We start from the raw sequence: 18,095 nt of genomic DNA on the forward strand, positions 1-18,095 counted from the left end.
ACAGCTATCGAAGGAGCGCCAGATGGCCTTCACCCAGGACGAGATCGTCGAGGGTCTCGCCGACATCGTCAACGAGATCGCGGGCATCCCGACCGAGGACGTTCAGCTCGACAAGTCCTTCACCGACGACCTGGACGTCGACTCCCTGTCCATGGTCGAGGTCGTCGTCGCCGCCGAAGAGCGCTTCGACGTCAAGATCCCGGACGAGGACGTCAAGAACCTCAAGACGGTCGGCGACGCTGCCGACTACATCCTGAAGCACCAGGCCTGATCGAGCGCGCTTGTCGCCACCCGGCGGTGGCGCCGTGACAATTCAGCACCCTCTTACACGTGGAGAAAGAATTCCTGTGAGCCCGACCAATCGCACCGTGGTCGTCACCGGTATCGGCGCCACCACTCCGCTGGGTGGCGACAGCGCGTCGACCTGGGAAGGCCTGCTCGCCGGCCGTTCCGGGGTCAAGCCCCTGGAGGGCGAGCGGTTCGCCGACCTGCCGGTCCGCATCGCCGCCCAGGCCGCCGTGGACCCGATGGACGTGCTGCCCCGCCCGGTGGCCCGCAAGCTGGACCGCTCGGCGCAGTTCGCGCTGATCGCGGCCAAGGAGGCCTGGCAGGACGCCGGTTACACCGGCCCCGCCGGCGAGGACGCGTCGATCGACCCGGACCGCCTCGGCACCGTCATCGCCTCCGGCATCGGCGGCGTGACGACCCTGCTCGACCAGTACGACGTACTGAAGGAAAAGGGTGTGCGCCGGGTCTCCCCGCACACCGTCCCCATGCTCATGCCGAACGGCCCGTCGGCCAACGTCGGCCTGGAGGTGAACGCCCAGGCGGGCGTGCACACCCCGGTCAGCGCCTGCGCGTCCGGCGCCGAGGCCATCGGCTACGCCGTCGAGATGATCCGTACCGGCCGTGCCGACGTGGTCGTCGCCGGCGGCACCGAGGCGGCGATCCACCCGCTGCCCATCGCGGCCTTCGCCAACATGATGGCGATGTCCAAGAACAACGAGAACCCCACGCTCGCCTCGCGTCCCTACGACAAGGAGCGCGACGGCTTCGTCCTCGGCGAGGGCGCGGGCGTCGTCGTCCTGGAGTCCGCCGAGCACGCCGCCCGCCGTGGCGCCCGCGTCTACTGCGAGGTGCTCGGCCAGGGCCTGTCGGCCGACTCCCACCACATCGCGCAGCCCGAGCCCACCGGCCGCGGCGTCGCGGCGGCGGTGCAGAACCTGCTGGACAACACCGGCCTGAAGCCGTCCGAGGTGGTCCACCTCAACGCGCACGCCACGTCCACCCCGCAGGGCGACATCGCCGAGATCAAGGCCCTGCGCAAGGTGCTGGGCGACGACCTCGACCACGTCGCGATCTCCGCGACCAAGTCGATGACCGGCCACCTGCTGGGCGGCGCCGGCGGCATCGAGACCGTCGCGACCGTGCTGGCGCTGCACCACCGCCTCGCGCCGCCGACCATCAACGTCGACGCCATGGACGAGGACATCGACGCCGACGTGGTCGTCGGCGAGCCGCGGAAGCTGCCCGAGGGCCAGATCGCCGCGATCAACAACTCCTTCGGGTTCGGCGGCCACAACGTGGTCCTCGCCTTCCGGACGGTCTGATCCGCGGAGTCCCACTGACGTGAAGGGCCCCGCCCGGCGCTTGCCGGGCGGGGCCCTTCGTCATGACCACGGGCGCTCCGCGCGCCCTCAGACCACCTGGTGGAGCCAGCGGACGGGGGCGCCCTCGCCCGCGTAGCGGAAGGGCTCCAGCTCGTCGTCCCAGGGCTTGCCCAGCAGCCTGGCGATCTCCGCCTCCAGGTCCGTCTCGCCGCCGGCGGCACGGGCCAGGGCGGCGCGCAGCCGGTCCTCGGGGACCAGGATGTCGCCGTGCAGGCCGGTGACGGCGTGGAAGATGCCCAGTTCGGGGGTGGAGCTGTAGCGCTCGCCCTCGGCGGTGGGGCAGGGCTCGGCCGTCACCTCGAAGCGCAGCAGGTGCCAGCCGCGCAGGGCGGAGGCGAGCTTGGACGCCGTACCCGCCTCGGCCTCCCAGGAGAACTCGGCCCGCCAGGTGCCCGGCGACGCGGGCTGTCTGATCCAGTCGAGGCTCACCCGCACTCCGAGCACGCCCGCAACCGCCCATTCCACGTGCGGGCAGAGCGCGCGCGGTGCGGAGTGCACGTACAGAACTCCACGTGTCGTCACCGGGACCTCCAGTGTGGGACGAGGTTCGCCTTCCCCAGCGGCCTCGTTCCGGTGCCGCTCCCGAGGTCACCGATAGTAAACAACATCGGGAGTGAATCTCCTGAAAACGGACAGTATGTGACGTGTTGTAATTTACCGGAACCGATCTGACATTGCGCCACTGGGGTTGTGCGGCTGAATCGCCACGGGGAAAAGCTACCGTGCGCCGGGGTCCCAGGTGTGACGTACGGTCGGTCCCAAGGGCCGGAAACACCGAGCTTTCACTCAGCAGGACGCCGACGGAACACCGCCCGGCGACGAGGGAGGGGACCACGGGCATGTGGAGGACGACGGGGCGCCACCGCGTCGGGACCACCGTCGCGGGAGCGGCGACGGCCGCACTTGTGCTGGTCGGAGCGGTCTCGGGCTGTTCCGCGGGTGACGGCGGGGGTCAGGGTGGACGCGGCGGGGTGTCCGCCGCGCGGCCTTCGGCGAAGCCCACCCCTGAGTGGAAGGCGAATCCTTCCTCCATCGCCGCTGTGGGTGACTCCATCACCCGTGGTTTCGATGCCTGTTCGGTTCTGGCGGACTGTCCCGAGGCCTCGTGGGCGACCGGCAGCGATCCCGAGGTGCGCAGTCTGGCCACCCGGCTGCTCGGGGACGCGAAGGCCGCGGGCAGCAGCTGGAACTTCGCCCGCACGGGCGCCCGCATGGCCGACCTGCCGGCGCAGCTGGAGGAGGCGGCGGTGCAGCGCCCCGAGCTGGTCACGGTGATGACCGGTTCCAACGACGCGTGCCGGGCCACGGCCGGCGCGATGACGCCGGTGGCCGAGTTCCGCACCGACTTCGAGCGGGCGCTGAAGACGCTGCGGGCCAGACTGCCGAAGACGCAGGTGTACGTGTCGAGCGTGCCGGACCTGATGCGGCTGTGGGAGCAGGGCCGGGGCAGCCCGCTGGGCCGGAAGATCTGGAACCTGGGCGTGTGCCCCTCGATGCTGGCGGACCCGCTCGCCGTGGACGCGCCCGCGGTGACGCGGCGCAAGTCGGTGCGGGCCCGGGTGGTCGCGTACAACGACGCGCTGCGCGAGGTGTGCGGGAAGGACCCGCTGTGCCGGTACGACGGCGGCGCGGTCTTCCAGTACCCCTTCACGGTCGGGCAGCTGAGCCGGTGGGACTGGTTCCACCCGGGCAAGGACGGGCAGGCGCGGCTGGCTGAGCTGGCGCACCGCCAGGTGACGGCGGCCCGGGCGCCGCTGGCGTAGGGGGCTGATGGAACCGGGGCGGGTGGAACCGGGGCGGGTGTCAGGGCCCGCCCCGGCTCCGGTCCTGGGGGTGCGGGTCAGTGGACGATCGTGGCGGTCAGGCGGAGGTCGCCGACCGAGCGCCCGGCCTGGATCTCGTACACGCCGGGCACGTGCGCCCAGGACCCGGCCTCCTCGTCCCAGATCTCGAAGGCGCGCGCGGGCAGCGCGATCACGGCCTCGGCGGTCTCGCCGGGGCCCGCCTCGACGCCGGCGAAGGCGGCCAGCCAGCGTGCCGGGCGCTCCACCTTGTCCGCGAGCGGGGCGGCGTACAGCTGGACCACCTCGCGGCCGGGCCTGGTACCGGTGTTGCGGATCCGGACCCGGGCGGTGGATCCCGTCACTTCGAGCGACTCGTACGCCCAGTCGGTGTAGCCGAGGCCGTGGCCGAACCAGTACGCGGGGACGGCGCCGGCCTTCTCCCACGCGCGGTAGCCGATGAACAGGCCTTCCCCGTACTCCAGGCGGCCGTCGACCGGGGTGACGTCGGTGACGGGTACGTCACCGAGGGCGGCCGGCCAGGTGGTGGGCAGGCGCCCGCCGGGCTCCGCGACGCCGAGGAGTACGTCGGCCAGCGCGGCCCCGCCCTCCTGGCCGGGGAACCAGCCGAGCAGCACGGCCGCGACCTCGTCGCGCCAGGGCAGCTCGACCGGGGAGCCGGCGTTGACGACGACCACGGTGCTGGGGTTGGCGGCGGCCACGGCCCGGACCAGGTCGTCCTGCCGGCCCGGCAGGCGCAGGTCCTTGCGGTCGAAGCCCTCGGACTCGACGCGCTCGGTGGTGGCGACGACCACGACGGCGGTGTCGGCGGCGCGGGCGGCCTCCGCGGCCTCGGCGATCAGCTCGTCGCCGTCGCGCTGCGGGCCGAGGTGGAGGAAGGAGAACATGACGGCCTTGAGGGGCGCCGCGGTCATGTCCGGCACCTGGTACAGCAGGGAGACCTCGACGGGCTCGCCCTCGGTGAGGGTGACGCGGCCGCGCTCGCTGGGGGCGCCGAAGAAGGCCTCGAAGGGGTCCGCCTCGTCGCCCATCTCCTGGACGCCCGTCCAGAGCGGGGTTCCGCCGACGGTGAGCGTGAAGGCGCCGAGCCCCCGGGTGCCGAAGGCGTGCCCCCCGCTCTCGCGGGGCACGAAGGTGCCGGTGACCTCGATGGTTTCGAGGGTGTCGTACGAGACGCCGGCGGGCAGGTCGTCGCCGATCCACTGCACCTGGCCGCTGGGCAGGGTGCCCTCGCCCAGGACCGTGCCCTCGGCGTCGCGGCAGACGGCCCGGAGGGTGAAGCCCTTGTCGGCGGGGGCGAGTTCGTCGCTGGGGTCGGCGCCGATGCTGAAGGTCAGGGCGCCTTGGGGCAGGGCGGCGGTCAGTCCGTCGAGCGGGGAGACCACGCGTTCGGGGAAGACGGTGGCGGAGCCGCCGCCGAGGACGCGGGCGTCGCGGGCGGCGGCGCCGACGAGGGCGACGGTGCGGCCCTCGGGGAGCGGGAGGGCGCCGTTCTCGTTCCGTACCAGGACGAAGGAGCGGCGGGCGATCTCGGCGGCCAGGGCCTGGCCGTCGACGGCCGCGGGCGGCTCGGCGACCACGGGCGGCGCGCCTTCGAGGAGGCCGACGCGGGCGGCGAGGCGGAGGACGTTGCGCACGGCGGCGTCGACGTCCGCCTCGTCCGCCTCGCCGGCGCGGACGGCGGCGGCCAGCGGCTCGCCGTAGACGGTCTGCGGGCCGGGCATGGCCACGTCGAGGCCGCCGGCGATGTCTCCGGTGGTGGAGCGGGCGGCCATCCAGTCGGAGACGTTGAGGCCGTCGAAGCCCCACTCGCCGCGGAGCACCTCGTTCACCAGGTAGCGGTGCTCGGTCATCGTCGTGCCGTTGACCTGGTTGTAGGCGGTCATGATGCCCCAGGGGTGGGCGTTCTCGACGATGGCCTCGAAGGGGGCCAGGTAGAGCTCGCGCAGGGGGCGGGGCGCGATGCGGTTGTCGACGGTGAAGCGGTCGGTCTCGGCGTCGTTGCCCACGAAGTGCTTGACGGTGGTGCCGACGCCGCCCTCCTGCACGCCCTTCACGTAGCCGGTGCCGATCAGGCCGGTGAGGTACGGGTCCTCGGAGTAGCACTCGAAGTGGCGGCCGCCCAGCGGCGAGCGGTGCAGGTTCACGGTGGGCGCGAGGAGCACGTGGACGCCCTTGCGGCGGGCCTCCTGGGCGAGCAGCCGGCCGGCGCGGCGGGCCAGCTCGGGGTCCCAGGCGGCGGCCAGGGCCGTCGGGGACGGCAGGGCGATGGACGGGTCGTCCGCGGTCCAGCGCACGCCGCGGACCCCGATGGGGCCGTCGGACATCACCAGGGACGCCAGCCCGATCTCGGGGAGGGCGGGCAGGGTCCACATGTCCTGGCCCGACAGGAGCCGGGCCTTCGTGTCGAGATCGAGCTTGCCGAGTGCCGCTTCGACGGCCTCGTCGCGGGTCCGGTCGGCCTGGGTGTCGGGCGTCTCCGCCACGGCCGCACCTCCTCGTTGCAGTGCTGGTGGGGTGCCCCCATCGTGCAGCCGTTCCCTGTAGACCGGTAGGTGACGTTATTGTTTCGTGACTATCGCATGCCGTACGGTCCTCGTGAGGGACCGAAGGAAGGGGTGCCGGCGATGGCCAGGGCCAGGAGCGAGGAGCGGCGCGGGGAGATCCTGCGCGCCGCCGTCGAGGTGATCGCCGAGCGCGGCTACCGGGGCGCGTCGCTGGGCGCGGTGGCCGAGCGGGTCGGCCTGACGCAGCAGGGCGTGCTGCACTACTTCCCGACCAAGGAGGCGCTGCTCGTCGCGGTGCTGGAGGAGCGGGACCGCTGGGACACCGGGGGCGGGCCGCGGTCGGCCGACGCCTGGCGGCTGGACCTGCTGGCCTCGCTGGTGGACTACAACGCGATGCGCCCGGGGATCGTGCAGACCTTCTCGGCGCTGCTGGGCGAGAGCGTCACGGACGAGCACCCGGCGCGGGAGTTCTTCACCCGCCGGTACGTCCAGGTGCGCGAGGACATGGCGGCGATGCTGCGTGCCGAGTTCGGGCCGCGGCTGCCGTCGGGGCTCACGCCGGAGCAGGCCGCCCCGCTGCTGACGGCGGTGATGGACGGTCTCCAGTTCCAGTGGCTGCTGGACCCCGCGTCCGTGGACATGCCGGCGGCCTTCCGGTCGTTCGTGACGCTGCTGGGGACGGGCCCGGAGGCCGCCTGAGACACCCGTACCCCGCCGGGGCGGCCGGCCCGCCCCCCGCACGGGCCGGCCGCCCCGGCGAGGTGTCCCGGGGTGCCGTCGGAGAGCGTGCCAGGCGCCGCCTCAGAAGCGGATAAGTGCCAGGTCCCGCCCGGCGAGATCCGGGCGGGCGGCGAGGCCCGCGCGTACGGCCTCCAGCACCGGCAGTTCCGCCAGCGCGGTCGCCAGGCCCACGTCCTTGGCCGCGAGTGACACCGGGAAGTGCGCGCCCTCGGCGAAGGCCCGGCCCACGGCCCCGGCGAGCGGCCCCTTGGCGAGCTCCGTACGCACCAGCTCCTCCGGCAGCCCCAGCGCCCGGCCCAGCCTCAGGGCCTCGGCCACGACGGCCACTCCGCCGATCACGGCGTTGATCAGCACCAGCTTCAGCGCCGCCCCCGCGCCGGGCCCGCCGCAGCGCGTCACCGCGCCCAGCCGGTCGAGCACCCGCTCCACGGGGCCGGGCAGCGGCCCGCCGGCGAGCACCCAGAGGTCGCCCGTGGCGGCGCGGTCCACGCTGCCCATCACGGGCGCGTCGGTGAGGGTGGCCCCGGCCGGCAGCCGTGCCGCCAACTCCCCTACGGGCTCCGGGCCGATGGTCGAGGTGTCGATCCAGTGCGCGCCCGGCCGCAGCGCGGGCACCAGGTCCTCCGCGACGGCCAGGACCGCCGCCGGGTCGGCCAGCATCGTGATGACGACGTCGGCCCCGCGGACCGCCTCCGCCACGGTCGCGGCCACCACGGCACCCTCGGCGGCCAGTGGCGCCGCCTTGCCGGCGGTTCGGTTCCACACGGTCAACGGGTGTCCGCAGGACATCAGGTGACGGGCCATCGGTGCACCCATGCCGCCCAGTCCGATGAATGCGATCTTCTCCATGCCCCCGACGCTAGGCCGCCCGCATTAATGCGACAAGCGAATGTCTAGCATGGCACCCATGCCTGATCCGCATAGCTTGTACGAGGTCTTCCTGCGGGTGGCCCGGGAGGGCTCCTTCACCGCCGCCGCCCGCGCCCTCGGGTACACCCAGTCCGCGGTCTCCCGTCAGATCCAGGCGCTGGAGGACGAGTGGGGCACCGCGCTCTTCGACCGGCTGCCGCGCGGCGTGCGGCTGACCGAGGCCGGGCGGGTGCTGCTGCCGCACGCGCAGGGCATGCACGACCGGCTGCGGGCGGCGCGGGCCGAGCTGGACGCGGTGCGTTCGCTGGGCGGCGGGATGCTGCGGCTCGGGGCGTTCGCCGCCGCCGACGTGACGCTCGTACCGCGGGCCATGGCGGAGTTCCGCGAGCGGCACCCGGAGGTCGCGGTGGTGCACACCGAGGGCCCGACGGCCAGGCACGTGGCCCTGCTGGAGGCCGGCGAGCTGGACCTGGCCGTGGTGAGCACCCCGGCCGGGCACCCGCTGCCGGGCCCCGAGCTGCAGCCGCTGCTGGACGAGCCGATGTACGTGGCGCTGCCCCGCGGGCACCGGTTGGCCGGTCGGCGCTCCCTGCGGCTGGCGGAGCTGGCCGGGGAGGAGTGGATCGAGGGCGACGTGCGGCCCGAGCGGACGCTGATGTTCCCCGCGCTGCGGGCGGGCTTCGAGCCCCGGGTGGCGTTCCGGGTGAACGACTGGACGGCCAAGCAGGGCTTCGTCGCGGCCGGGCTCGGCATCACGGTGCTGCCCGCGCTGGCCGCCGGGGCGGTGCGGGCCGACGTGGCACTGGTCCGGGTCTCGCCGCGGGACCTGCCGCACCGGGAGGTGTACGCGGCCACCCCGCGCGGCCTGACCCGCTCCCCCGCCGTGACGGCGTTCCTCGGGGTGCTGACGGGGGTGGCGGAGGGGCTGGGCCTGGAGTGACTCAGGCCGGGGTGGAGTACGGGTTGCGGCCCTTGCCGGTGTCCGGTCCGCCCATGACCGGCGGCGGGCCGAAGCCGGGTGCGGGGCCGGCGGGAGTCGTGCCGGGGGCCGCCGCGGCGACCTCGTCAGGGCCGTCGGCCTGGTCGTCCGCGTCGTCCGCGTCGCCCGCCGCGCCCGTGAGGTCGCGGACCATCAGGGTGGCGCCCGCCACCGCGCCCGGCATCAGGAACACCGCGACCAGCGGGACCAGGAAGGACAGCACCAGCGGCACGCCGAAGCCGAGGGCGAGCATCCGCCGCCCGCGCAGCAGCGCCAGCTGGTCGGTGAGGCCGACCCCGCGCCGCTGGAGGGCGACCGAGGTCAGTTCCTGGGTGAGGAAGAAGCCGGAGACGCAGAAGCCGAGGGCCGGGATCACGGTCTGCCCGATGACCGGCACGAACCCGAGGGCGAAGAGCAGGATCCCGTAGAGCACCACGCGCGCCAGGATCCGCAGGCTGTCCCGGGCCGAGATCAGCAGCTCCTTCCAGAGCGGCAGGCCGGACTCCGGCACCTCGCCGCCCTCGGAGCGGTCGACCTGCTCGGACAGCGACTCGTAGAAGGGCTGGCCGATCAGCAGGGTCACCGCCGTGAAGGTGATCACGGCGAGGAACAGCCCCAGGGAGAAGACCAGGAAGGTCAGGAAGCCCCGGAACAGCCCGATCCAGGGCGAGGACCAGTCGTCGGCGAAGGGCGTGGCCCAGGCCGTCAGGTCGTCGGCGCCGTAGCCGAGGGCGATCAGCGCCCCCGCGTAGAGCAGGAGCGAGACCAGCCCGGGCAGCAGCCCGAAGCCCAGCCACCGGCCGTGGCCGACGACCCACCGCTGTCCCGACACCAGATAGCGGAAGCCCCCCGCAAGATCTCGCATGGGACCAGCCTAACGACCGAGGGCCGCACCCCGGTCGACGGGATGTCGACGGGGGTGCGGCCCTCGGCGGAGGCGGTGCGCCGCGGATGCCTCAGACGACTCGGAGGCTCAGCGGCTCAGCGGCCGGTGGCTCAGACGGCGAGCTCGACCGTGATGTTGCCGCGGGTGGCCTTGGAGTACGGGCAGACCTGGTGGGCCTTCTCGATGAGCTCCTTGGCCTTGGCCTCGTCCACGTTCGGGATCGTGGCGGAGATCTTGACGATCAGGCCGAAGCCGTCGTCGTTCTTGCCGATGCCGACCTCGGCGGTGACCGTCGAGCCGGAGATGTCGGCGTTCTCGTTGCGGGCGACGACACCGAGGGCGCCCTGGAAGCAGGCGCTGTAGCCGGCGGCGAACAGCTGCTCCGGGTTGGTGCCGGCGCCGCTGCCGCCCATGGCCTTGGGCGGGTTCACGACGACGTCGAGCTGGCCGTCGTCGGTGGCGACGCGACCGTCACGGCCGTTCTCCGCGGTGGCGACAGCGGTGTAGAGCACGTCGGACTGCTGGATGGACATGTAAGGAAAATCCTCCTGGTCAGCACCACGACTCGCGCCCACGATCGCGGTGGTCTGGAGTGAGCCTAGCGGGTGAAAGAAACGATCATCTTTCCGGTGTTCTCGCCGCGCAGCATTCCGAGGAAGGCGTCGACCGAGTTCTCGATGCCCTCGACCACCGTCTCGTCGTAGGTCAGCTCGCCCGAGCGGAGCCAGCCGGCCACGTCGGAGACGAACTGCTGCTGGAGGCCGTAGTGGTCGCCGACCATCACGCCCTGGAGGCGCAGCCGCTTGCCGATGACCAGGGCCAGGTTGGCCGGGCCGGGGGTGGGCTCGGTGGCGTTGTACTGGGCGATCGCGCCGCACAGGGTGGCACGGCCGTGGACCTTCAGGGAGCCGATGGCGGCTTCGAGGTGGTCGCCGCCGACGTTGTCGAAGTAGACGTCGATGCCCTCGGGGGCGGCGTCCTTCAGCTGGCCGGCGACCGGGCCGTTCTTGTAGTTGAAGGCGGCGTCGAAGCCGTACTTCTCGGTGAGCAGCTTCACCTTGTCGTCGGAGCCGGCGGAGCCGATGACGCGCGAGGCGCCCTTGATCTTCGCGAACTGGCCCACCAGGCTGCCGACCGCGCCGGCCGCGCCGGAGACGAAGACCTCGTCACCCTCCTTGAAGGAGGCCGTCTCGAACAGGCCCGCGTAGGCGGTCAGGCCCGGCATGCCGAGGACGCCGAGGTATGCGGAGAGCGGGGCGAGGGTGCCGTCGACCTTGGTGGCGAGCTTGGCGTCGCCCTCGGCGTACTCGCGCCAGCCGAGGCCGTGCAGGACGTGGTCGCCGACCTGGAAGCCCTCGTCGGTGGAGGCGACGACCTCGCCGACCGCGCCGCCGTCCATCGGGCGGTCCAGCTGGAAGGGCGGGATGTAGGACTTCACGTCGTTCATCCGGCCGCGCATGTAGGGGTCCACGGACATGTGGAGGTTGCGGACCAGGATCCGGCCGGGCTCCGTGGGGACGACCACGGGCACCTCGCGCAGGGCGAAGTCCTCGGCGACGGGCCAGCCCTGGGGGCGGCGCACCAGGTGCCATTCGCGGCTGACGGAGGGGATGACGGGGGTCTCGGTCATGGCTTTACTTCACTCCCTGAATGATTTCCGGACTGAAACAACCATGCGCCGGGATATTTCATGTTGTCAAGTAAATGGGTACCCTGGATCCATGCCCAGCCAGAGAGACCCCCTGACCTGTGAGGTCGTCGAGCTCATCGCCGCCGTGGTGTCCCGGTACCACGAGGAGTACGAGCACGCGGCCGCGCGTCACCAGCTCACCGGCGCGCAGGCCAAAGTCCTCGGCCTGCTCGCCCAGGAACCCATGCCGATGCGGCACATCGCGCAGACGCTGAAGTGCGAGCCGTCGAACGTCACCGGCATCATCGACCGCCTGGAGGGCCGGGGGCTCGTCGAGCGCCGCCCGGACCCGGCGGACCGCCGCGTGAAGCTCGCCGTCGCCACGGAGGCGGGCGGCGACACCGCCGCCCAGCTGCGCGACACCCTGGACTTCGCCCGCGAGCCGCTGGCCGCCCTCTCGGAGGCGGAGCGCACGACCCTGCGGGACCTGCTGAAACGCATGCTCGGCTGACCGGGTCCCGTACGGTGCCGCCGCCCCCTCCCGGCCCGGGCGGGCCCCGCCGGGAGGGCGACCACGCCCGGCCACCGATGCCCAGGCGCCGGGCGCGCCGGAACCCGACGTCAGGCGCTGCGCACGGGAGGCGGTCCCGCACGCACGTAACGCGGGCTCGTCCCGCCCCGCGTCCGCGGCGGTCGCGCCGTCCGGCGCTCTGCCCAGCCGGACCGTGCCGACGGCAGCCCGCCCGGGCACCTGCGGTGGCCCGCGCAGTGACGGGCCCCCTGCCGGGGTGCGGGTGCGGCCCCTTGCTGCGAGCTCGGCGCGCGCCTACACGGGCAGGCCGGCCCATGGCCCCGAACAACGCCGCACCCGGCGGTCGGCGGTCGGCAGTCGGCGGAAAGTGCCCCGGGCGCGGGCCAGGACCGGCCCCGGCCGGGTGGTGGGTGGGCGGCACGGAAGCGTGCAGACCCGGCACGGGAGCAGGCGCACGCTGCGCCGGGAGCTCCGCCACGGCCGGCACCGGGCGCGGATGGCATCGGCGCGGGGCGGGACGGGACGGGACCGGCACGGTGGTGAGGCCACGGCGCCGCGGAAGCCATCCAGGCCCCCGGCACGAGTGCCCCGGCGCGGGGCCTGAGCAGGCCCCGCCGAGAACTCCGTCACCTGGGGGCCGGGCTTGAATGGCCACGGCGCAGAGCCGGACCGGACCCGGCACGGTGACGGGGGCCGTGGGTGACCCGGGGCCCAAACACACCGCCTCCGCCACCAGCAGCGGGCGGCCGCGGGCGCCACCGGCGCGGGTCGGGATCGGCACCGGCACCGGCACCGGCGCGGTGGTGAGGCGGTGGGTGGCGCGGGGCGCAATCACGCCGCCTCCGCCACCAGCAGCGGGCGGCCGCGGGCGCCACCGGCCGCCACAGCGCAGAGCCGGACCGGACCCGGCACGGTGAGGAGGGCCGTGGGTGGCCCGGGGCCCAAACACGCCGCCTCCGCCGTCAGCAGCGGGCGGCCGCGGGCGCCATCGGCGTGGGTCGGGAGCGGCACCCGGCACGGTGGTGAGGTCCCGGGCGGCGCGGAAGCGGGCACGTCACCGGCACGAGAGCCCCGGCGCGAGCGGGCTCACGCCGCCCTGGGCACCGGCCACCGGCAGGGGCGGGCGCGGGTACCACCGGCACGATGGCGGGACCGGCACCCGCGCGCGGGCGGGGGCCGCATCCGGGCCGGCGGCGGTGCGGGGTGGGGCCCGGAGACCGCCGGACGGCTAGACGCACCACCAGAGGAACCACTCGCACTCGTCCGACTGCGTCGGGGTGGGCGAGGGGGTCGGGGTGGTGCCTTCGTCGTCCTTGCCGTTGCCGTTGTCGTCGGCGTCCGGGGACGCCGTGTCGCCCGGCTTGCCGTCGTCCGTGGCGCGCGGCTTGCCCGAGTCCTTCTTCGGCTTGTTCGTCCTGGCCGAGCCGTTCCTGGACGGCGACGCCTCCGGTGTGGGAGCGGTCGTGGTGGGGGCCCCGGTCGTCTCCCGGGGCACCGGAGGGGTACCTGCGGCGGTGGCGGCCGGGCTCGTGCCCTCCACCGTCGCCGCCCCGCCCTCGCTCGCGAGCGGCGAGGGGTCGGCCGCGCCCCCGGTCTCCTCCGCCTCCGGCTGCTCCATGCCCAGGTCCTGCTGCTGGACCACCGTGGACGCGCGGTCCTTCGCCGGGTCGTCGGCCACCAGGTTCGCCACTGCCAGCGAGCCGGCCACCGCGAAGACCAGGGCCGAACCGGCCGTGAGGGCGGTGCGCCGCCGGCGCCGGTGCGCCGACCGCCGCCGCCTGGCGCCCCCGGGCTCCCCGGCCTCGGGCGCGCCGATGACCCCGAGGTCGCCGGAGTCGGCCGGGTCACGGGGCTCGGGGCCCTCCGCCGGGAGGCCGTACGCGACGGCTTCCGGGGCGGCGTACGCCTGTGGCGCGGGGTACGAGCCGGGGGCCGGGTACTGGGCGTACGGGCCCGCCTCGGCATACCCGCCGGGCTCCTCGTACGGCCCGGGCCCCGCGTACGACCCCGGCGCCGCGTACGGCTCGGGGGCCGCACCCGAGGGCGCGGCGGGGCGGGTGGTCAGGTACTCGGCCGGCGTGCCGCATCCGGCACACGCGAGTGCGCCGTTGAGGTGCCGCCGACACGCGTTGCAGTAGTCCATGGCGCCCGCAGGCTACGTGGCGCCCGGCAACATCGGAGTCCCGGGACTGTAAGGATCCTGTGTGGAATTCGGCCGCCGCCAGGCGGAATGGCAGCCTGTACCTCATGAACGCCTTCGGCCCGGCCGCCTTCCAGCTCGTCCTGCTGCGCCGGATGGCCGACTTCCAGCCGGACCTCGCCGAGGACGCCCGCCGCTCGCTCGGCGCCACGCTCGCCGACCAGCGCGAGGCCAACAAGCGCTGGCAGGCCATGGTCCGCTCGCCCCGCTCCCGCGGTGCCCTGGCCCGCTACCGCTCCGTGCTCGGCCCCGCCGAGTCCGTCGGCCGGCGCCGCATCGGGGACCTGGAGTGCGAGGCACTGCTGTGGCCGGTGCCGCTGTGGCCCACGCTCCGCTTCGAGGTGCTGGCCGGGCCGGACGGCGCGGTGTGGAACGAGTGGCTGGTCAGGGCGCCGGGCGAGCCGGGTCCGGTGCTGGAGACCCTGGACGACCTGGCCCCCTGGTCCTGCGTGGTCGACGAGGTGGCGCGCGCCTTCGCCCCCGTACGGCCGATGGAGGGCACCGCCCCCACGCGCTGGCGGCTGGAGTTCCACGGGAAGGACGCGGCGGGGGCAGAGGGGCGCTGCGTGGCCGAGTTCACGTACGGGCTGCTGCAGCGCCTCTCCCGGGACGGCGGTGCCTGACGGCCCCGGATGCGGGTGCCGGAGGCCGGCGCATCCGGCGGCGGCCTGAGGGGGCCGCCGGCGCCCTGGCCCGAGCGCGGCTCAGGAGGACGCGCGGTTCAGGAGCCCAGGAAGGCCCGTACCCCCTGCGCCACGCCGTCGTCGCCGAGCAGGTCGTTGTGCTTGAGGCAGCCGACCGCGGTGTTGACGGCGCCCGAAAGGGCCACGCTGCCGTCGGGGTTGATGACCTCGTCGCAGTTGGACCAGAAGGTGGCGTACGCGACGGAGCCCGGCGTCTCGTCGCCCTCGGCCAGCCGGCTGACCACCCAGGAGCCAGGGGTCATGTCGCGGCAGGCCTGGTCCCACAGGGCGCAGGCCCACGCCGTGGAGGTGCCGTGGTTGGGGCCGGCGAGGGAGGCCCAGCGGCCGACGGTGGCGGTCCCGCCGCCGAACTTCACGTACCAGCGGGTGACGAGCGAACCGAACGAGTGCGCGACCAGGTCGACGCGGTCGGCGCCGGTCTGCGCCCTGACCTGGTCGACGTACGAGGAAAGGCGCCCGGAGAGCACCTCGTTGACGGACTGGTGGGTGTCGTAGCCCCAGGAGAACAGCTCGGCGTCCGGGTAGCCCGCCGCCCTGAGCTTGCCGCGGAGCGATCCCCACACGCCGGGGTCGGCGTTGTAGCCGTGCACGAACACGACCGGGTTCCTCGGTACGGCCTGGTCAGCGGCGTGGGCCGGGAGCGGGGCGAGGAGTGCGGCGAGCAGGACGAGGAGGGCTGCCAGTCTCTGGCGGGCCGTCAGCATGCGGGCCTCCATACCTTGTTACGCGCGAGTAGTGAGGGCATGTTGGGGCCTGACACGGCAGAAGACCACCCTTGTGCAGCACCCCCGTGCGGCTCAGCCCAACGTGGCAAATGTCCGAAATGCCCGAGAAGGTGTGAATTGTGATCGGCGCTCGGCCGGTCGCCTTGCGTCAGCGCTCTCGGGAGGATCCGCCGTGACCGTCAGTCTTGAGCAGTTGCGCCGCTGCCACGTCGCCGTCGACCTGGGTGCCGCCAGGACCCGCGTCTACGTGAAGGGCCAGGGACTGGTCGTCGACGAGCCCAGCGTGGCCGCGGTGAACACCCGGACGGGCGCCCTGATCGCCGTCGGCACCTTCGCCGAACGGATGACCGGCCGCACCCCCGACTACATCCGGGTGGCCCGCCCCGTCTCCGGCGGCACCGTCGTCGACATCGAGATGGCCCAGCGGATGCTGCGCCACCTGCTCGGCGAGAAGCTGCGCCGCGCCCTGCGCCGCAAGCCGCGGCTGCGTGCCGCCGCCTGCACCCCGCACGACGCCGACCCGCTGGCCCAGCGGGCGGCCGTGGAGACCCTGGTCGGACTCGGCGCCCGGCGCGTGGAGCTGGTCGACACCCTGATCGCCGCGGCCGTCGGCTGCGGACTCCCCGTCGAGCAGCCGACCGCGACGATGATCATGGTGTGCGGCGCCGCGGCGACCCAGATCGCGGTCCTCTCGCTCGGCTCGATCGTCACCGCCGAACGCGTGGGCGTGGGCGGCGACGCCGTCGACCACGCCATCGTCCAGCACCTGCGCCACCAGCACGAGCTGATGCTGCCCAGCCAGGCCGTACGCCCCCTCCAGCTGGCCCTGCACGGCAACGGCATCACCCCGCACGGGCCGGCCGTCACGGAGATCCACGGCCGGGACGTGGCCACCGGCCTCGCCCGTTCCGTGCGGGTCGACACCGCGGCGGTGCGCAACGCCATCCACACCCCCCTGACCGCCGTGCTCGACGGCATCGGCAAGGTCCTCCGGGACTGCCCGCCCGACCTCGTCGCCGACCTGACGGACCGGGGGATCATGATGGTGGGAGGCAGCGCCCTGCTGCCCGGCCTCGACCAGATGCTGCGGGACGCCACCGGCATGCCCGTCGCCATCGCGGAACGGCCCGACGTGTGCGCCGTGATGGGCCTCGGCGCGATGCTGGAAGGGAAGATCGCCCCGATGGTTCTCAACCCCCTGGCCGAATGACGCCCCACGAGCCCGACCCCACCCCCGCCCACGACCCCAGCGGCAGCCGGGACGTCTCCCCCGAGGCGCCCCGGCTGCCGGTGCTGCTGGAGGCCGTGCTCAGCGTGGGCACCGACCTGGAGCTGCGCTCCACGCTCCAGCACATCGTGGACTCCGCCACCGAGGTGTGCGGTGCGCGGTACGGCGCGCTCGGCGTCGTCGACCCGGACCGCACTCACGGCAGCAAGCTGACGGACCTCTTCACCTCGGGCCTCACCGAGGAACAGGCCGCCCGCATCCCGAAGCGTCCCGACGGCCGGACGGGCCTGCTCGGCGCGCTCATCAACGACCCGCGGCCGCTGCTGCTCGACGACCTGACCACCGACCCCAGGTCCGCCGGCCTGCCGCCCGGGCACCCGCCGATGCGGACCTTCCTCGGGGTGCCGATCCGCGTCCACACCGAGATCTTCGGCAACCTCTACCTCGCCGAGAAGCGCGGCGGCGGTCCCTTCACCGAGGACGACCTCGCCCTGGTGCGCGTACTGGCCTCGCAGGCCGGCATCGCCATCGGCAACGCCCGGCTGTACGAGACCGCGCGCCGCCGGGAGCGCTGGATCGAGGGCGCCGCCGCGGTGACCACCACCCTGCTGGCCGGGCGGCCCGCGGCCGACGCCCTGATGTGCGTGGCCGACCGGGCCCGGCTGCTCGCGGACGCGGCGGCCGGGGTGGTGCTCCAGCCCACCCCCGAGGGCGGCATGGAGATCGTCGCCGCCTCGACGCACGACGACCCCGGCGACCTGATCGGCACGACCATCGCGCCCGGCAGCCCGGTGCTGGAGCAGCTCCTCGGCGGCGAGCCGGTCTTCATCGACGACTCGGCCACCGACCCGCGGATGACCACCCACGTCCGCAAGCGCTTCGGGCCCAGCATGATGCTGCCGCTGCAGAGCGGCGGCCAGCTGATCGGCACCCTCGCCCTGCCCCGGCACCGGGGCGGCGAGCCGTACGACGCGGTGGACCGGCTGCTGGCCAGCCAGTTCGCCTCGCAGGCCGCGCTGGCGCTCGTCCTGGCCGACGCACAGCACGACCGCGAGCAGCTCGCCGTGTACGAGGACCGCGACCGGATCGCCAGGGACCTGCACGACCTCGTGGTCCAGCGGCTGTTCGCCACGGAGATGATGCTGGACGCCACCCGGCGGCGGTCCGCCGCGGCAGGGGTGGAGGACACCCCCACGGTGGGCGACCAGCTGAGCCTCGCCGTGGACGAGCTCGACTCCACCATCCAGGAGGTGCGTACGGCGATCTTCGCGCTCCAGCAGCCGCCGGGCGACGCGCCGACCACCGTCCGCGGCCGGGTGCTGCGGGAGACCAGCGGCGCCGGGGTGCTGCTCGGCTTCCAGCCGTCGGTGAAGTTCGCCGGGGCGGTGGACGCGCTGCTGCCGGACGAGGTGGCGGCGGAGCTGATCGGGGCGCTGCGCGGGGCGCTGGCCGCCGCGCACCGGCGACCCGAGGTCGGCGCGGTCGACGTCGAGGTCGACGCCCGGCCGGAGGGCGTGCGCCTGACGGTGGCGGACGACGGCCGCACCCCGGAGGGCACCCGGGGCACGACCGTCACGTGGGAGTCGTCGCTGTAGCCGAACGGGCTCGGCGGCACAGCGGC

The 18,095-nt window shown here is 74.1% G+C and carries 17 protein-coding genes; 9 read left to right on the forward strand and 8 right to left on the reverse strand.

Features of this window, described 5'->3' with window-relative positions; translation table 11 throughout:
- Positions 1-22 precede the first annotated feature (22 nt).
- Positions 23-271 (forward strand): acyl carrier protein, encoded by a 249-nt coding sequence (locus ACIQUQ_RS31960; RefSeq protein WP_399951541.1) that lies wholly within the window; start codon positions 23-25, stop codon positions 269-271.
- A 76-nt stretch (positions 272-347) separates the two neighbouring features.
- The gene (gene fabF / locus ACIQUQ_RS31965; RefSeq protein ID WP_403983024.1) at positions 348-1,610 is read left to right on the forward strand and encodes a beta-ketoacyl-ACP synthase II; all 1,263 of its coding nucleotides are present in this window, start codon (positions 348-350) and stop codon (positions 1,608-1,610) included.
- 87 nt (positions 1,611-1,697) lie between these two features.
- Here fabF and ACIQUQ_RS31970 read toward each other — a convergent pair whose 3' ends face one another.
- A complete protein-coding gene (locus ACIQUQ_RS31970; RefSeq protein ID WP_403983026.1) occupies positions 1,698-2,192 on the reverse strand; it encodes a DUF3145 domain-containing protein in 495 nt (164 codons plus the stop codon).
- A gap of 317 nt (positions 2,193-2,509) precedes the next feature.
- Between ACIQUQ_RS31970 and ACIQUQ_RS31975 the strand changes: the two genes are divergently transcribed.
- Positions 2,510-3,433 carry an SGNH/GDSL hydrolase family protein gene (locus ACIQUQ_RS31975; RefSeq protein ID WP_403983029.1) on the forward strand — a complete coding sequence of 308 codons (924 nt, stop codon included), beginning with the start codon at positions 2,510-2,512 and terminating at the stop codon, positions 3,431-3,433.
- A 77-nt stretch (positions 3,434-3,510) separates the two neighbouring features.
- Here the strand turns inward: ACIQUQ_RS31975 and ACIQUQ_RS31980 are convergent, their stop codons facing one another.
- The gene (locus tag ACIQUQ_RS31980; RefSeq protein WP_403983032.1) at positions 3,511-5,958 is read right to left on the reverse strand and encodes a beta-glucosidase; all 2,448 of its coding nucleotides are present in this window, start codon (positions 5,956-5,958) and stop codon (positions 3,511-3,513) included.
- Between the two features lie 141 nt (positions 5,959-6,099).
- On the opposite strand from ACIQUQ_RS31980, the gene ACIQUQ_RS31985 reads away from it, so the two are divergent.
- Positions 6,100-6,678 carry a TetR/AcrR family transcriptional regulator gene (locus ACIQUQ_RS31985; RefSeq protein WP_403983035.1) on the forward strand — a complete coding sequence of 193 codons (579 nt, stop codon included), beginning with the start codon at positions 6,100-6,102 and terminating at the stop codon, positions 6,676-6,678.
- A gap of 102 nt (positions 6,679-6,780) precedes the next feature.
- On the opposite strand, the gene ACIQUQ_RS31990 is transcribed toward ACIQUQ_RS31985, so the two are convergent.
- Entirely contained in the window at positions 6,781-7,569 is a 789-nt protein-coding gene (locus ACIQUQ_RS31990; RefSeq protein ID WP_403983038.1) for an NAD(P)-dependent oxidoreductase, read from the reverse strand.
- Between the two features lie 58 nt (positions 7,570-7,627).
- Here ACIQUQ_RS31990 and ACIQUQ_RS31995 point away from each other — a divergent pair, with 58 nt between their 5' ends.
- Positions 7,628-8,530 (forward strand): LysR family transcriptional regulator, encoded by a 903-nt coding sequence (locus ACIQUQ_RS31995; RefSeq protein ID WP_403983041.1) that lies wholly within the window; start codon positions 7,628-7,630, stop codon positions 8,528-8,530.
- A gap of 1 nt (position 8,531) precedes the next feature.
- On the opposite strand, the gene ACIQUQ_RS32000 is transcribed toward ACIQUQ_RS31995, so the two are convergent.
- The 3 genes from ACIQUQ_RS32000 to ACIQUQ_RS32010 form a co-directional block, all read right to left on the reverse strand.
- A complete protein-coding gene (locus tag ACIQUQ_RS32000) occupies positions 8,532-9,434 on the reverse strand; it encodes an EI24 domain-containing protein (protein WP_403983044.1) in 903 nt (300 codons plus the stop codon).
- 131 nt (positions 9,435-9,565) lie between these two features.
- The gene (locus tag ACIQUQ_RS32005) at positions 9,566-9,988 is read right to left on the reverse strand and encodes an organic hydroperoxide resistance protein (RefSeq protein ID WP_403672809.1); all 423 of its coding nucleotides are present in this window, start codon (positions 9,986-9,988) and stop codon (positions 9,566-9,568) included.
- 65 nt (positions 9,989-10,053) lie between these two features.
- The gene (locus ACIQUQ_RS32010) at positions 10,054-11,085 is read right to left on the reverse strand and encodes an NADP-dependent oxidoreductase (protein WP_403983046.1); all 1,032 of its coding nucleotides are present in this window, start codon (positions 11,083-11,085) and stop codon (positions 10,054-10,056) included.
- Positions 11,086-11,176: 91 nt separating this feature from the next.
- Between ACIQUQ_RS32010 and ACIQUQ_RS32015 the strand changes: the two genes are divergently transcribed.
- Positions 11,177-11,596: a MarR family winged helix-turn-helix transcriptional regulator gene (locus tag ACIQUQ_RS32015; protein ID WP_403983049.1), complete on the forward strand. Its 420-nt coding sequence runs from the start codon at positions 11,177-11,179 to the stop codon at positions 11,594-11,596.
- Positions 11,597-12,845: 1,249 nt separating this feature from the next.
- Here ACIQUQ_RS32015 and ACIQUQ_RS32020 read toward each other — a convergent pair.
- Positions 12,846-13,760 (reverse strand): hypothetical protein, encoded by a 915-nt coding sequence (locus ACIQUQ_RS32020; RefSeq protein ID WP_403983052.1) that lies wholly within the window; start codon positions 13,758-13,760, stop codon positions 12,846-12,848.
- 104 nt (positions 13,761-13,864) lie between these two features.
- Between ACIQUQ_RS32020 and ACIQUQ_RS32025 the strand changes: the two genes are divergently transcribed.
- Positions 13,865-14,440 (forward strand): hypothetical protein, encoded by a 576-nt coding sequence (locus tag ACIQUQ_RS32025; protein ID WP_403983055.1) that lies wholly within the window; start codon positions 13,865-13,867, stop codon positions 14,438-14,440.
- Between the two features lie 98 nt (positions 14,441-14,538).
- Here the strand turns inward: ACIQUQ_RS32025 and ACIQUQ_RS32030 are convergent, their stop codons facing one another.
- Entirely contained in the window at positions 14,539-15,225 is a 687-nt protein-coding gene (locus tag ACIQUQ_RS32030) for an esterase/lipase family protein (RefSeq protein ID WP_403983058.1), read from the reverse strand.
- A gap of 193 nt (positions 15,226-15,418) precedes the next feature.
- On the opposite strand from ACIQUQ_RS32030, the gene ACIQUQ_RS32035 reads away from it, so the two are divergent.
- Together ACIQUQ_RS32035 and ACIQUQ_RS32040 are read left to right on the forward strand one after the other, a co-directional pair.
- Positions 15,419-16,456: a rod shape-determining protein gene (locus tag ACIQUQ_RS32035; protein WP_399951493.1), complete on the forward strand. Its 1,038-nt coding sequence runs from the start codon at positions 15,419-15,421 to the stop codon at positions 16,454-16,456.
- Positions 16,453-18,069, forward strand: coding sequence for a GAF domain-containing protein (locus tag ACIQUQ_RS32040; RefSeq protein WP_403983061.1), 1,617 nt, complete (start codon positions 16,453-16,455; stop codon positions 18,067-18,069). The genes ACIQUQ_RS32035 and ACIQUQ_RS32040 overlap by 4 nt, the downstream gene beginning before the upstream one ends.
- Positions 18,070-18,095 lie beyond the last annotated feature (26 nt).

It is taken from the genome of Streptomyces sp. NPDC101118 (assembly GCF_044759445.1).
Lineage (GTDB): Bacteria > Actinomycetota > Actinomycetes > Streptomycetales > Streptomycetaceae > Streptomyces.